The 14272-nt window shown below is 70.5% G+C and carries 18 protein-coding genes; 11 read left to right on the forward strand and 7 right to left on the reverse strand.

Annotation, left to right across the window (positions count from 1 at the left end):
• The 7 genes from FV230_RS14805 to FV230_RS14835 form a co-directional block, all read left to right on the forward strand.
• Positions 1 to 2154: TIGR02302 family protein (locus FV230_RS14805; RefSeq protein ID WP_147842941.1), on the forward strand; the 2154-nt coding region annotated here is incomplete at its 5' end.
• A gap of 92 nt (positions 2155 to 2246) precedes the next feature.
• Complete coding sequence (locus FV230_RS14810) at positions 2247 to 2432, forward strand: twin transmembrane helix small protein (protein ID WP_147728507.1); 186 nt, start codon at positions 2247 to 2249, stop codon at positions 2430 to 2432.
• A gap of 131 nt (positions 2433 to 2563) precedes the next feature.
• Entirely contained in the window at positions 2564 to 3196 is a 633-nt protein-coding gene (locus FV230_RS14815) for an acyloxyacyl hydrolase (protein WP_147842942.1), read from the forward strand.
• A 47-nt stretch (positions 3197 to 3243) separates the two neighbouring features.
• Positions 3244 to 3816 (forward strand): cob(I)yrinic acid a,c-diamide adenosyltransferase, encoded by a 573-nt coding sequence (locus FV230_RS14820; RefSeq protein ID WP_147842943.1) that lies wholly within the window; start codon positions 3244 to 3246, stop codon positions 3814 to 3816.
• A gap of 210 nt (positions 3817 to 4026) precedes the next feature.
• The gene (locus tag FV230_RS14825; protein WP_147842944.1) at positions 4027 to 4776 is read left to right on the forward strand and encodes an electron transfer flavoprotein subunit beta/FixA family protein; all 750 of its coding nucleotides are present in this window, start codon (positions 4027 to 4029) and stop codon (positions 4774 to 4776) included.
• A gap of 66 nt (positions 4777 to 4842) precedes the next feature.
• Positions 4843 to 5796 (forward strand): FAD-binding protein, encoded by a 954-nt coding sequence (locus FV230_RS14830; RefSeq protein ID WP_147842945.1) that lies wholly within the window; start codon positions 4843 to 4845, stop codon positions 5794 to 5796.
• Between the two features lie 213 nt (positions 5797 to 6009).
• Positions 6010 to 6891, forward strand: coding sequence for a 3-hydroxybutyryl-CoA dehydrogenase (locus tag FV230_RS14835; protein WP_147842946.1), 882 nt, complete (start codon positions 6010 to 6012; stop codon positions 6889 to 6891).
• Between the two features lie 24 nt (positions 6892 to 6915).
• Here the strand turns inward: FV230_RS14835 and FV230_RS14840 are convergent, their stop codons facing one another.
• The 5 genes from FV230_RS14840 to FV230_RS14860 all read right to left on the reverse strand — a co-directional run bounded on the left by FV230_RS14840 (position 6916) and on the right by FV230_RS14860 (position 10377).
• A complete protein-coding gene (locus FV230_RS14840; protein ID WP_147842947.1) occupies positions 6916 to 7221 on the reverse strand; it encodes a hypothetical protein in 306 nt (101 codons plus the stop codon).
• Positions 7222 to 7343: 122 nt separating this feature from the next.
• Complete coding sequence (locus tag FV230_RS14845) at positions 7344 to 8354, reverse strand: NAD(P)H-quinone oxidoreductase (protein WP_147842948.1); 1011 nt, start codon at positions 8352 to 8354, stop codon at positions 7344 to 7346.
• Between the two features lie 81 nt (positions 8355 to 8435).
• Entirely contained in the window at positions 8436 to 9071 is a 636-nt protein-coding gene (gene upp / locus FV230_RS14850) for a uracil phosphoribosyltransferase (RefSeq protein WP_147842949.1), read from the reverse strand.
• Between the two features lie 125 nt (positions 9072 to 9196).
• Complete coding sequence (locus FV230_RS14855) at positions 9197 to 9667, reverse strand: DUF2852 domain-containing protein (RefSeq protein ID WP_147842950.1); 471 nt, start codon at positions 9665 to 9667, stop codon at positions 9197 to 9199.
• A gap of 83 nt (positions 9668 to 9750) precedes the next feature.
• A complete protein-coding gene (locus FV230_RS14860) occupies positions 9751 to 10377 on the reverse strand; it encodes a TetR/AcrR family transcriptional regulator (protein WP_147842951.1) in 627 nt (208 codons plus the stop codon).
• 247 nt (positions 10378 to 10624) lie between these two features.
• Here FV230_RS14860 and FV230_RS14865 point away from each other — a divergent pair, with 247 nt between their 5' ends.
• The 4 genes from FV230_RS14865 to FV230_RS14880 all read left to right on the forward strand — a co-directional run bounded on the left by FV230_RS14865 (position 10625) and on the right by FV230_RS14880 (position 13073).
• The gene (locus tag FV230_RS14865) at positions 10625 to 10927 is read left to right on the forward strand and encodes a hypothetical protein (protein ID WP_147842952.1); all 303 of its coding nucleotides are present in this window, start codon (positions 10625 to 10627) and stop codon (positions 10925 to 10927) included.
• A gap of 146 nt (positions 10928 to 11073) precedes the next feature.
• A complete protein-coding gene (locus FV230_RS14870) occupies positions 11074 to 11892 on the forward strand; it encodes a quinoprotein dehydrogenase-associated SoxYZ-like carrier (RefSeq protein ID WP_147727473.1) in 819 nt (272 codons plus the stop codon).
• A gap of 61 nt (positions 11893 to 11953) precedes the next feature.
• A complete protein-coding gene (locus FV230_RS14875; RefSeq protein WP_147727472.1) occupies positions 11954 to 12343 on the forward strand; it encodes a thioredoxin family protein in 390 nt (129 codons plus the stop codon).
• A 10-nt stretch (positions 12344 to 12353) separates the two neighbouring features.
• The gene (locus FV230_RS14880) at positions 12354 to 13073 is read left to right on the forward strand and encodes a cytochrome c biogenesis protein CcdA (RefSeq protein ID WP_147842953.1); all 720 of its coding nucleotides are present in this window, start codon (positions 12354 to 12356) and stop codon (positions 13071 to 13073) included.
• A 10-nt stretch (positions 13074 to 13083) separates the two neighbouring features.
• Here FV230_RS14880 and FV230_RS14885 read toward each other — a convergent pair whose 3' ends face one another.
• Together FV230_RS14885 and FV230_RS14890 are read right to left on the reverse strand one after the other, a co-directional pair.
• A complete protein-coding gene (locus FV230_RS14885; protein WP_147842954.1) occupies positions 13084 to 13272 on the reverse strand; it encodes a DUF1192 domain-containing protein in 189 nt (62 codons plus the stop codon).
• A gap of 11 nt (positions 13273 to 13283) precedes the next feature.
• A partial coding sequence (locus tag FV230_RS14890; protein ID WP_147842955.1) for a phosphopentomutase occupies positions 13284 to 14272 on the reverse strand: 989 nt, incomplete at its 5' end.

Genomic DNA, 14272 nt, shown 5'->3' on the forward strand with positions numbered 1-14272 from the left:
CGCCACGACCCATTCGCGCTGCGCGCCGGCCTCGTGGTCGCGGCGGTGGCGAGCCTGTTCGTCGCCGGCCCGGAATGGCGCGAGCGCCTCGGCAGCGCCTTCGACTGGCGCGAAGCCGCTTCGGCCGGCCCGAACTACCGCATCGACGGCTGGATCGACCCGCCGCTCTACACCCGGCTTCCGCCGCTCGCGGTCGCGATGTCTGGCGGCGAGCAGCGCCTGCGCGTGCCGGTGAATTCGCAGCTGATCGTGCGCATCGCCGGCGAGAGCCCGGCGCAGACCGTGCTGACGCCGAATGCCGGGCTCAAGGCCGTGCCCGGCAAGGAGCCGCGACCCGACCTGCGCGAGGACCGGTTCCAGATCGTCGGGCTGACGGCCGAGCTCACCATCGCCGCGCCGGGGCAGACCCAGCGCCTGATCGTCGAGGCGATCCCCGACACCCCGCCCGAGGTCCACGCGGTCGGCGGCCCGGAGGTGAACGGGCGTGGCACCTTCAACCTGAGCTACCGCGCCAAGGACGATTACGGCATCGCCTCGGCCGAGGGGATCGTCGAGCCGCTGGAGGGGACGCGCTCGCTTGTGCCGCCGCCGCGCATCGCCCTGGCGCTGCCGGGCGAGGCGAGCGGCGAGACCGACACCAAGACGCTCGTGGACCTGACCGACAACCCCTGGTCGGGCGCGAAGGTGCGCTTCACCTATCTCGTCAAGGACGAGGCCGGCCAGGAGGGCCGCACGCCGACGATCGAGATGGTGCTGCCCGCCCGCCCCTTCCGCGATCCGCTGGCGCGGGCGCTGGCCGAGGAGCGCCGTCGCCTCGTGGTGACGCCGGACGAGGGCCGCGCCCGCGTGCAGATGGCGCTCGACGGACTGCTCGTCGCGCCCGAGATGTTCACGCCGCAGCCGGGGGTGTTCCTCGGCCTGAAGACCGCGGCGCGGCGCCTGCGGGCGGCCGGCAACGATGCCGCGCTCACCGAGGTCGCGGACCTGCTCTGGGAGATGGCCCTCAAGATCGAGGACGGCGACCTTTCCGACGCCGAGAAGAAGCTCCGGCAGGCGCAGGACCGGCTCAAGGAGGCGATCGAGAAGAACGCGCCCGACGACGAGATCCAGCGCCTGACCCAGGACCTCAAGCAGGCCCTCGACAAGTTCATGAAGCAGCTGGCCGAAAAGCAGAGCAAGCAGCCGCGCGAGCAGGGCTCGCGCGACAAGCAGGGCCAGCCATCGAAGAGCGTGACGCCGGACGACCTCGACAAGATGCTCAAAGACATGGCCGAGGCGATGAAGCGCGGCGACACGGCCGAGGCGCAGCGCCTGATGGAGCAGCTGCGCAACATCCTGGAGAACCTGCAGAGCGCCGAGCAGGGCGGCAAGTCCGACCCGACCGCCCGCGAGATGCAGAAGCAGATGAAGGAGCTCGACCAGATGGCCCGCGAGCAGCAGGGCCTGCGCGACGAGACCTTCAAGGAAGGCCAGGAGAAGCCCGGCGGCGAGCAGGGCCAGCGTCCGCCGAGCCGCGGTCAGCCGGGGCAGAAGCCCGGGCAGAAGGGGCAGCAGAGCCCCGGCCAGCAGGGCCAGGGCCAGCAAGGTCAAGGCGAGCAGGGGCAGCAGGGCCAGGGCCAGCAAGGCAAGGGGCAGCCGGGCCAGCAGGGCGGGGTCGGCGAGCGCCAGCAGGCCCTGCGCCAGCGCCTGCAGGACCTTCAGAACCGCATGAAGGAGAACGGCATGAAGGGCGAGGAAGGCCTTTCGGATGCCGAGGATGCGATGCGCGAGGCCGAGAACGCCCTGAAGGACGGCCAGGACGGCGACGCGGTCGACGCGCAGGGCCGCGCCCTCGACGGGCTCAAGCGCGGTGCCGACGGCATGCAGCAGCAGATGCAGGAATCGGCCGAAGCCGAGGGCGAGGGCCAGGGCGACAAGCCCGACGGCCAGCAGCCCGGCCAGCAGGGACAGGCCGGTGCCAAGGACGACGACCCGCTCGGCCGCCCGACCCGCGGGCGCGACATGAGCGACGGCCGCGTGCGCGTGCCGACCGCCGACGAATCGGCGGTGCAGCGGGCGCGCCGGATCATGGAGGAGCTGCGGCGCAAGCTCGGCGACCCGACCCGCTCGCAGGAGGAGCTCGACTACTTCGAGCGCCTGCTGCGCAGGAACTGAGCCGAGGCGCGTCCCGCGTCGCATCGCCCCTGCCGTTCGCCCGGCGAAGCGCCTACAAGGGCGGAATCGCTCGCAGTCGAGATCGTCCGTCCATGTCCGGCAACTCCGTCGTCCTCGTCGCCTGCCTCGCGGTCGCGGTCATCCTCCTCCTCGGCCTCGCCAACATGATGCGCGGGGGCGACGCAAACCTGTCCCAGCGCCTGATGCGCCTGCGCGTGCTGCTGCAGTTCGTGGCGATCCTGGTGATCATGGGCGTGGCCTGGTGGCGCTCGGCCTGATGGATCGGGGCGGCCCGGGACTGTGACCGCCGGGCCGCACCGGGGCGCATTCGAGCGCGGGCCGGATGAAACGGCGCCCCCGGCAGGCCGGCCCATGCTAGGAATTCCGGGTTCAACCGGATCCGCCCCGCATGAAGTCCTCCTCGCATCGTCTCGTCGCCGGCGCTCTTGCCCTCGCGATCGCCTCGCCCGTCGCGGCAGCCGATCTCGGGTACGCGCCGCGGCCCGCGGCCTACGCGCCGCCGGTGCAGCCCCTCAGCATCGTCTCCGAAGTCCGGATCGGCGGCGCCGTGCAGGATCCCGGCAGCGCCGAGGGCAAGCTCCCGGGCTTCGAGAAGCAGAACGTCAACGGCGAGATCCTGTTCTCGAAGCCGCTGGTGAGCGCCGATCCGTTCTGGCAGGCCTTCGTGCCGCGCCCGACGGTGGGCGGCAGCTACAACACCGGCGGCCGGACCAGCTACGCCTATCTCGGCGCGACCTGGTCGGTCGACCTCTTCCCCGAGACCTTCGACCGCCGCGTCTTCATCGACGGCTTCTTCGGCGGCGCCGCGCATAACGGCTATACCGGCCCGAAGGCGCTCGCCCCGTACGGCTTCAACTCGCTCGGCTGCTCGCCTCTGTTCCGCGAGGCCGCGGCGCTCGGCTTCCGCATCACCGATCATTGGAGCATCATGGCGACCGTCGAGCACATGTCGAATGCCGGCCTGTGCGGCGAGAACCGCGGCCTGACCAACTTCGGCGGCAAGCTCGGCTACACCTTCTGATCTGCAAGCTCGGCTACATCTTCTGACCTGAAAGCGTCGGCGCACCCGTGGTCACCCTCAACCGCATCTACACCCGCACCGGCGACAAGGGCACCACCGCCCTGGCCGACGGCCAGCGCCGGTCGAAGGCGGACCAGCGGGTCGAGACCTACGGCACCGTCGACGAGACCAACGCCTGCGTCGGCCTCGCCCGCCAGCACGCCGAGCCGCGCATCGACGCGATGCTCGGCGCGATCCAGAACGACCTGTTCGATCTCGGCGCCGACCTCGCGACGCCCCCGAGCGACGCGCCGCCGGCCTACGAGCCCCTGCGGATCGTCGCCTCGCAGGTGGCGCGGCTCGAAGCCGACATCGACGCGCTCAATGCCAACATCGCGCCGCTGAAGTCCTTCGTGCTGCCCGGCGGCTCGCCGGCCGCCGCTGCGCTCCACCTCGCCCGCACCGTGAGCCGCCGGGCCGAGCGGCTCGCCGTCGCGCTTGCGGCGACCGAGGGCGAGATCGTCTCGCCCGAGGCGCTGAAGTACCTCAACCGCCTGTCGGACTTCCTGTTCGTGGCGAGCCGCGCGGCCAACGCCGACGGCGCCGACGACGTGCTCTGGGTGCCCGGCAAGAACCGCTAGGGCGGGCCGGGGCCGATCCGCGCCCGCCGCCGTACCGCCGATCCGAATTCCCTTCGCCGACCGTCCGCGGCTTTTCGAAAGCGCGTGCGCGCGCCGCGTTGACAAGGCGGAAATGTGGCCGTTACGGTCCGCGCCCTGTGCGAGCCGCCTGCGAAGGCGCTCCGAAATTCGCCGATCACAACAATCCGGCCGCGGAGGAAGTAGACCGCCATGAAGGTTCTGGTGCCCGTCAAGCGGGTCGTCGATTACAACGTCAAGATCCGCGTCAAGGCCGACGGCTCCGGGGTCGAGCTCGCCAACGTCAAGATGTCGATGAACCCCTTCGACGAGATCGCCGTCGAGGAGGCGATCCGCCTGAAGGAGAAGGGCAAGGTCACCGAGATCGTGGCGGTGTCGATCGGCCCGCAGCAGGCCCAGGAGACGCTCCGCACCGCGCTCGCCATGGGCGCCGACCGCGCGATCCTGGTGAAGACCGACACGGTCTGCGAGCCGCTGGCGGTGGCCAAGATCCTGAAGGCGATCGTCGAGAAGGAGAACCCGGAGCTGGTGATCCTCGGCAAGCAGGCGATCGACGACGATTCGAACCAGACCGGCCAGATGCTCGCCGCGCTGCTCGGCTGGCCGCAGGGCACCTTCGCCTTCAAGATCGAGGCCGGCGAGGGCAGCCTCGACGTGACCCGCGAGGTCGACGGCGGCCTGCAGACGGTGTCGCTCAAGCTCCCGGCGATCGTCACGACCGACCTGCGCCTCAACGAGCCGCGCTACGCCTCGCTGCCCAACATCATGAAGGCGAAGAAGAAGCCGCTCGAGGAGATGGCGCCCGACGCCCTCGGCGTCGACGTCACCCCGAAGCTGAAGGTCCTCAAGACCGCCGAGCCGCCGGGCCGCTCGGCCGGCATCAAGGTCGGCTCGGCCGCGGAGCTCGTGCAGAAGCTGAAGACCGAGGCCAACGTCATCTAGTCCCGCAGCGCGCGCTCCCGCATCCGGTCGAGCGCGCGCCTCATCCGAGATCCGAGGTTTGAACCGATGACCACCCTCCTCCTCGTCGAGCACGGCCAGTCCGAGATCAAGGACGGCACCTTGAAGGCGCTCACCGCCGCCAAGCAGCTCGGCGCCCCCATCCACGCCCTCGTCGTCGGCGCCGGCAGCCGGGCCGCCGCCGCCGCGGCGGCCAAGCTCGACGGCGTCGACAAGGTGCTGCTGGCCGAGGACGCGGCCTACGACCACGACCTCGCCGAGCCGGTCGCCGCGCTGATCGTCGCGATCGCGGAGCCCTACGACGCGATCGTGTGCTCGGCGACCACCACCGGCAAGAACATCCTGCCGCGCGTCGCCGCCCTGCTCGACGTCGCGCAGATCTCCGACATCATGGCGGTCGTGTCGCCCGACACGTTTGAGCGCCCGATCTATGCCGGCAACGCGATCCAGACCGTCCAGGCCGGCGCCGGCAAGAAGGTGATCACCGTCCGCACCGCCGCCTTCAAGGCCACCGGCGAGGGCGGAGCGGCGGCCCCCGTCGAGGCGGTGACGGCGGCGGCGCCCCCTGCCGGCGGCTCGACCTTCAAGGGCGAAGAGATCGCCAAGTCCGACCGGCCGGAGCTGGCGGCGGCCAAGAGCATCGTCTCCGGCGGTCGCTCGCTCGGCTCGGCCGACAAGTTCAAGGAGCTGATCGAGCCGCTGGCCGACTCGCTAGGCGCGGCCGTCGGCGCCTCCCGCGCCGCGGTCGATGCCGGCTACGCCCCCAACGACTGGCAGGTCGGCCAGACCGGCAAGGTGGTCGCGCCCGACCTCTACGTCGCCGTCGGCATCTCCGGCGCGATCCAGCACCTGGCCGGCATGAAGGATTCGAAGGTCATCGTCGCGATCAACAAGGACGAGGACGCGCCGATCTTCCAGGTAGCGGATTACGGGCTCGTCGGCGACCTGTTCCAGATCGTGCCGGAACTGCAGGCCGAGATCGGCAAGGCCAAGGGCAACTGAAGTCGTTCGTCGCGATCCGAAGGTCGTCGGATCGGGTCACCCGGTCGAACCCGTCTCGCGATCGCGTGCGCGACGGGTTCCACTTGGGCCGACGAAGGGTCTAAAAGAAACGCCGCACAGTCCTTCCAGCTTTCGCGTCGGATGGTGGGCCGTGCGGCGTAGGGCAGCTCGACAACCGCTTCGGTCGTCGGCGTCGGGGGCATGGATCGACAGATGGGCATCGATATCAAGCGGGTCGGCATCATCGGTGCCGGGCAGATGGGGAGCGGCATCGCTCACGTCTGCGCGGCGGCCGGCCTCGACGTTCTGCTGAACGACCGCGATCCCGACCGCCTGAACGCCGGCCTCGCCAACATCGACGGCAACCTCGCCCGCCAGGTCTCGAAGGGCACGATGGACGAGGGACAGCGCCGCGACGTCCGCGAGCGCATCGTCGCCGCCCGCAGCTACGACGACCTCGGCCCCTGCGACCTCGTCATCGAGGCCGCGACCGAGAACGAGGCCACCAAGCGGCAGATCTTCTCGACGGTGTGCACGTCGCTGCGGCCCGATGCGCTGATCGCCACCAACACGTCCTCGATCTCGATCACCCGGCTCGCCGCCTCGACCGACCGGCCGGAGCGCTTCATCGGCATCCACTTCATGAATCCGGTGCCGGTGATGCAGCTCGTCGAGCTGATTCGCGGCATCGCCACGGAGGACCCGACCTACGAGTCGGCCAAGGCGTTCATCGCAAAGCTCGGCAAGACCTCGACGATGTCGGAGGATTTTCCGGCCTTCATCGTCAACCGCATCCTGCTGCCGATGATCAACGAGGCGATCTACACGCTCTACGAAGGCGTCGGCTCGGTCGAATCGATCGACACCGCGATGCGGCTCGGTGCGAACCACCCGATGGGCCCGCTGCAGCTCGCCGACTTCATCGGCCTCGATACCTGCCTGTCGGTGATGCAGGTGCTCTACGAGGGTCTGGCGGATTCGAAGTACCGACCGTGCCCGCTGCTGGTGAAGTACGTCGAGGCCGGCTGGCTCGGCCGCAAGGTCAAGCGCGGCTTCTACGACTATCGCGGCGAGACGCCGGTCCCGACCCGCTGAGCGCGGGCAGGGTCGTTTCATCGCCTACTTGGGCTGGTTGCCGTTGGCGCTCGGCTGGGCCGGCTGCGGGTAGGTCGGGTTGCCGGCCGGAACGGCGCCGCTGTTGCTCGACGCCGGCGCGTTGCTTGAGCCCGTCACCGACCCGGTGATCTCCTTGCGCGACGCGTCCTGGCTCTGGCTGGCATAGTCCTTCGGCGCGTTGGCTCCGTTCCACGTCAGCAGGCCGATCGTGGCGACCGCGAGCAGCACGAGGCTGCCGACCAGCACCCACAGCACCGACTTGCCGCGCTCGCCCTGGCGCGCGTTCTGATTGGGAAGCTTCTCGACCATTCCAAGGACCTCACCGATACGCCGACAGGGCGTCGCCGCGTGCCGAAGGGCGGCACGCGTTCTCGACCCGGCAAACGCTGGTCCGCCGCCGGGGGTTCCTCCCGATACGGCTGCGCTCGGCCTCAGCGGCCGGTGACGAGCAGGATCTTGCCGAGGTGGGCGCTCGACTCCATCAGCGCATGCGCCTTCTGCGCCTCTTCCAGAGGGAAGGTCGCGTGGATCACCGGGCGGATGCGGCCGGCATCGAGCTCCGGCCACACGTCGCGGCGGAGCCCGTCGGCGATTTCCGCCTTCTCGGCGTTCAGACGCGGCCGCAGCGTGGCGCCGGTGAAGGTGAGCCGCTTGATCATGATCGGCGTGATGTTGAGCGCCTCGACCTTGTTGCCGCCCATTAGGGCGATCAGCACAAGGCGACCCTCGATCGCGAGCGAGGCGAGGTTCTTGGCGAGGTAGCTCGCACCGATCATGTCGAGGATGACGTCGACGCCCTTGCCGTCGGTCAGCCGCTGGACCTCCTCGGCGAAGTCGGCCTCGCGGTAGTTGATCGCGGCGTCCGCGCCGAGCGACTCGCAGAACGCGCACTTCTCGGCCGAGCCGGCCGTCGTCAGCACGCGGGCGCCGAGGTGCTTGGCGATCTGGATCGCCGTGGAGCCGATGCCGCTCGATCCGCCATGGACGAGGAAGGTCTCGCCCGCGGCGAGCCGCCCGCGCTGCACCACGTTGGAATAGACCGTGAAGAACGTCTCGGGGATGCCGCCGGCATCGACGAGCGACAGCACCTCGGGCTTCGGCAGGCAATGCCCGGCCTCCGCCACCGCGAACTCGGCGTAGCCGCCGCTGATCACCAGCGCGCAGACCTCGTCGCCGAGGGACAGGCCGGACACGCCCTCGCCGAGCGCCGCGATGCGGCCCGCGACCTCGAGGCCCGGCACTGCGGTGGCGCCCTTCGGCGGCGGATACTTGCCGCCGCGCTGCATCACGTCCGGACGGTTGACGCCGGCCGACACCACCTCGATCAGCACCTGGCCCGGCCCGGCCTCCGGCAGCGGCACCGTCTCGATGCCGATCACCTCGGGGCCGCCGGCTCCGTTGAAGCAGACCTGGCGCATGGTCTCGGGCAGCGTCGTCGTCATCGGGCGGTCTCCTCGCGAGGGTTCGCCCCTAGTTGCTGCCGGACGCTCCGTTGGCAAGCCCAGGTCCAAGGCCCGCGCGTCTCAGCGGGTGCCGTACATCCGGTCGCCGGCATCGCCCAGGCCCGGCACGATGTAGCTGTGGTCGTTGAGGTGGCTGTCGATCGCCGCGGTCCAGATCGGCACGTCGGGGTGAGCGGCCTGAAGCCGGGCGACGCCCTCCGGCGCGGCGAGCAGGCAGACGAAGCGCAGGTCCTGCGCGCCGCGCGCCTTCAGCCGCGTCAGCGCGGCGATGGCGGAATTCGCGGTGGCGAGCATCGGGTCGAGCACCAGCACCGTGCGATCGGCGAGGTCCGACGGCGCCTTGAAGTAGTACTCGACCGCCTCGAGCGTCTCCGGGTCGCGGTAGAGCCCGACATGCGCGACGCGAGCCGAGGGCAGCAGCGACAGCATCCCGTCGAGGAAGCCGACGCCAGCCCGCAGGATCGGGGCGAGGACCAGCTTCTTACCCTGGATCTGGCGCCCCTCCATCGTCTGGATCGGCGTCTCGATCGTCACCGGCTCCAGCGGCAGGTCGCGCGTCACTTCATAAGCGAGCAGCATCCCGATCTCGTTGAGCAGGTTGCGGAAACCCTGCGTCGAGCGGTTCTTGTCGCGTAGGAGCGTCAGCTTGTGCTGGACGAGGGGGTGGCCGACCACCGTGACCGTTGCCTGGCTCATCCTGTCCTCCCGACGCGTGCCCTCCCGCTTTGCCGAACGGCGATCCCGGGCGCAACGTGAACCCCACGAAAAAGGGCCTTCCGCTCACACGGAAGGCCCTCGATCTCGTCGGTCGCGCGTCGGGATCAGGCGGTGAAGGACTTGTCGGTCCCGTCGGCGCGGCGCTTGGCCATGAAGGCGTCGAACTGGTCGCGATCCTTGGCGCGCTTCAGCTCCTCGACGAACTCGGCGAAGGCGCGGCTTTCCTCCTGCAGGGCGCGGCGCTGAGCGTCGAGCCGGTCGAGCTCGGCCTTGCGATACTCCTCGAAGGCCCAGTTGCCGGTGGTTCCGCGGCGGTTCGAGGCCTCGAATGCGCGGGCGAAGCGCGAGGCACGGGCGGTGCCGCCCTCCCAGCCCGCGGCGCCGCGCTTGGCGTAGTCGCGCAGTTCACCGAGGGCCGGATACCCGGCGATCTTCCACGCCACCAGGGCGAGGCCGACGGGCCACCAGTAGATGAAGCTCACGACGATCGCGCCGATCTCGATCGAGCGGCGCGGAAACGGGCCGCAGCGGCTGACCTTGCCGCTCGCCCAGGGGGAGGAAGTGGAAGTGCTCACGGTAAGGCTCCGCTGTTCATGTGAACAGCGTTAACATGCGGGCGGCCCGCAGGCCTTTCAAGGGGTGCGACGCGCGATGCGCATCACACCGGCTTGCCCGCCCCGGCGCCGTGGACGAGGGCGAGCACGCCGGCGCGCAGAAGCTCGTACTTGTCGGGAATGCCCGGCCCCTTCGGCAGGTGTCCCGCTGCCGCGAGGGTTGCCAGCCCGTGCGAAAGCGCCCAGACCTCCAGCGCAATGAAGCGCGGGGCGACGCCGCCGAACCCGTCGGGGAAGGTCGCCTGCAACGCCTCGACCAGGAGGTCGAACGGGCTCGGGCGCGGCCCGGCCTCGTTCGGGGCGTGGACGCCGCGGGTCTCGAAGATCGCCGCGTAGTAGCCCGGTTCCTCCTCCGCGAAGGCGAGGTAGGCCTCGCCCATCCGGGTGAAGCGCTCCAGCGGGGTGCCGCGGGCTGTGAGCGCGCGCGCCAGCCGCTCGGCCAGATCCGCGAAGCCGCGCCCGGCGAGTTCCTCGAGCAACGCCTCGCGGCCGCGGAAATGCCGGTAGAGCGCGGCCGGGGTGACGCCGACGAGGCGGGCGGCGTCGACCAGGGTGAAGCCGCCGATGCCGCGCTCGGCGATGAAGCGGCGCGCGGCCTCGATCAGCGCCTCCTTCAGGTTGCCGTGGTGGTAGCCACGTCGATCAGCGGGTCCGTCTCGCCAGGGTCGCACCGGGTACTCCTCACCTGCACCCCGGACGCGGGCGCGCGACGTTTACGAGCGAGCGTCGCGTTTGTTTCGGCGATCGTGCGAGCTTACCAGAAATCCGGCTTTCCCCGACATCGTTGCGTCTACCAGTCGACGATGGACGCGGGCGTGAGGCTTGACAGTCACGCCCGATGCAACAGTGTTTCATCCGGTGATCGGCAGGGCTCGGGATGCCGTGCGACCCCTCGGCGCGGAACGGAGAATCGCGAGCATGGCCTTCGTCAGCCTGAAGGCGTGGCGGGCGCGCTCGGCCGAGCAGGCTCAGCGCGCCAAGCTTCTGAAGGTCGCATGCTCGGATGCCCTCGGGCTCGGCGCGGAGGATGCGATCACCGTCAACGAGATCGCCTGCGCCGACCCCGGCTGCCCGGACATCGAGACCGTGGTGCTGGTGATGCGCGCCGGCGAGCCGACGCGGGCGATCCGCATCCCCGCGCCGATGGATGCGGTCGGCGAGGCCGAGCTGGAGCGGCTCGTCGCGGACGAGCGGGTGCTCCGCAAGCCGAACGCATCTTAGGCGCAACCGTGCCGGCGGCTCGGCACGACGCGCGGCGCACTATGTTTTGACCGGGGAAATTCGGCAATCTCCTCTATAAGTCTATCGTGACGGCGGTGCCATCAAGAGCACCGATGCAACGAACGAAGAGATTACGAGGAAACGCCATGCGCCACATCATCCGAAAGACCGTCGTCGGCCTCGCCGTCGCGTTGCCCGTGCTGGCCTCGGCCGGCGTCGCCTTCGCGGCGGCCGGCGACGGCGACGCCGAGCGCGCGGCACGCTGGCAGGAGCTGCAGAAGCAGGTGTTCGGCGACCGAAAGGTCGAGCCCGGCAAGCTTGTATCGATCGACATGCCGGTGCGCGCCGAGGACGCCGCCCTGGTCCCGGTGACGCTCACCGTCGCCGACAAGGACGAGGTGAAGGGGCTGTACCTCATCATCGATGACAACCCGGCACCGCTCGCCGCCCATGTCGACTTCGGGCCGGCCGGCGACCCGGCGCAGCTGAAGATGCGGGTGCGGGTCAACACCTATTCCAACGTCCACGCCGTGGCCGAGACCAAGGACGGGCGTCTCGTCGCGTCCGAGATCTTCGTGAAGGCATCGGGCGGCTGCTCGGCGCCGATGGGGATGACCGACGCGGACGCGATGAAGGGCATGGGCGACATGCGGATGAAGTTCTCCGACCTCACCGCCGACAAGGCGATGCCGGCGACGCTGATGATCCGCCACCCGAACTTTTCCGGCATGCAGATGAACCAGGTTTCGCGCGAGTACACGCCCGCCCGCTACCTCGACCGGATCAGCGTCAGCCAGGGCGCGCGCAACGTCTTCACGCTGGAAGGCGACATCTCGATCTCGTCGAACCCGGTGATCGGCTTCGAGATGCGCCCCGAGGGCAGCGCGCCGATCACGGTCGCGGCCACCGACAGCCAGGGCGGCACGTTCGACCACACCTTCCCGGTGCCGGCCGTCAGCAACTGATCGACGACGACGCGCCCGGCCCGAGCGGGCCGGGCTTTCGCCAACCGGGGATCCGACGCTCATGACACGCCGCCGTACGCTCATCGCCCTCCTCGCCCTCGCGCCGCTGGCCTTCGCCCAGGCGCAGGCCGGGGAGATGAAGCCCTATTCGCAGGAGGCGTTCGACGCCGCGCAGAAGGCCGGCAAGCCGATCCTCGTCGAGGTCAGCGCGCCGTGGTGCCCGATCTGCAAGACGCAGAAGCCGATCCTGGCCAAGCTCAGCGCCGACCCGCGCTTCAAGGACCTGCAGATCTTCGACATCGACTTCGACAGCCAGAAGGACCTGCTGCGCAAGCTCGACGTCCGCATGCAGAGTACGCTGATCGCCTACAAGGGCGCCGTCGAGACCGGCCGCTCGGTCGGCGAGACGCAGCCCGAATGGATCGAGGGGCTGGTCGAGAAGACCCTCTAGGCCGAACGCGATGCTCGTCAGCCTCGGCCTCGCGCTGCTCGCCGGACTGCTCTCGACGCTCTCGCCCTGCGTGCTGCCGCTGCTGCCGCTGGTGCTCGGGGCGGCGGCGTCCGAGCATCGCTACGGGCCGGCGGCGCTGGCGGGCGGGCTGGCCCTGTCGTTCGTGGCGATCGGCCTCTTCGTCGCCACGATCGGCTTCGGCCTCGGGCTCGACGGCGACGTGTTCCGCCGCGTCGCCGCGATCCTGCTGATCCTCGTCGGGATCGTCCTGCTGGTGCCGTCGGCGCAGACGCGCCTCGCGGTCGCCGCCGGGCCGGTCGCGAACTGGACCGAGGCGCGCTTCGGCGGGTTCTCCGCCACCGGCCTGTGGGGCCAGCTCAGCGTCGGGCTGCTGCTCGGCGCCGTCTGGAGCCCCTGCGTCGGCCCGACGCTCGGCGCCGCCTCGATCCTGGCGGCGCAGGGACGCGACCTTGGGGCGGTGGGCCTGACGATGCTGGTCTTCGGCCTCGGCGCGGCCCTGCCGCTCCTGATCCTCGGCGCCCTCTCGCGATCCGTCCTGATGCGCTGGCGCGACCGGCTGATGCGGGCCAGCAAGGGAATGAAGGCGGCGCTCGGTCTCATCCTCGTCGCCACCGGGCTGGTGATCGTGCTCGGCGCCGACAAGCGGATCGAGGCGGTGCTGGTCGACGTTTCGCCGGATTGGCTGAACGCGCTGACGACGCGCTACTGAACGCGCCGCCTCAGCGCTTGAAGAACGCGTCCGCGGCGCCGAGTGCCGCCTGCTTGGCCGTCCGGGCCGCCTCGAGCCGCCGGATCTCGTCCTGCAGCAGCGCGATCCGGTGATCGATCTCGTCCACCGACAGGGTGTCGAGCCCCTGCCCGATCTCGTGGTGCACCGGGCGCTTCACCCGCTCGTCGTCGTCCCGCATCGCAAAACTCCTCACAAGGCCGGCGTCCCGGCGCCGGGCGGCAGGCCGAGATGGCGGGCGACGGTGGCGCCGATGTCGGAGAACGTCGCGCGCCGCCCGAGCGAGCCCGGCGCGATCCCCGGCCCGAAGGCCAGGACCGGCACCTGCTCGCGGGTATGCTCGGTGCCGTGCCAGGTCGGGTCGTTGCCATGGTCGGCGGTGACGAGGCAGAGGTCGCCCGGGCGAAGCGTCGCCAGGATGTCGGGAACGCGGGCGTCGAACGCTTCCAGCTCGGCGGCGTAGCCCGGCACGTCGCGGCGGTGGCCGTGCTCGCTGTCGAAGTCGACGAGGTTGGCGAAGACCAGCCCGCCATCGGCGAGGCTTCCGAGCGCATCGAGCGCGGCGTCGAGGCACGCCATGTTGGCGCCCGGCTTGATCTCGCGGCCGGTGGCACGGTGGGCGAAGATGTCGCCGATCTTGCCGACGCTGACCACGTCGCGGCCCGCGGCCTGGAGGCGGTCGAGCAGGGTGTCGGCCGGCGGCGCGACGGAGAAGTCGCGGCGGTGGCTCGTCCGGCGAAAGCCTGCCTCGGCCGTCCCGGCGAAGGGCCGGGCGATCACCCGGCCGATCCGGTAGGCGTCGCAGAGCTCGCGCGCGATCCGGCACAGGTCGTAGAGGCGCTCCAGGCCGAAGGCGTCCTCGTGGGCCGCGATCTGGAAGACGCTGTCGGCGGACGTGTAGCAGATCGGCCTGCCGGTCCGGACGTGCTCGGCGCCGAGCGCATCGATGATCGCGATGCCGGAGGCGTGGCGGTCGCCGAGGATGCCCGGCAGGTCCCCGAGCCGGATCAGGTCGCGCGTCAGCGCCTCGGGAAAGGCCGGCCGCGTATCCGGGAAGTATCCCCACGGTTCGCGCATGGCGAGGCCGGCGATCTCCCAATGCCCGGACGGCGTGTCCTTGCCGGCCGCGGTCTCGACGGCGTGGCCCCAGGCGCCCGCGAGCGCGCCGGGCGGCGCGAGCC

Source organism: Methylobacterium sp. WL6, from assembly GCF_008040095.1.
GTDB lineage: Bacteria > Pseudomonadota > Alphaproteobacteria > Rhizobiales > Beijerinckiaceae > Methylobacterium.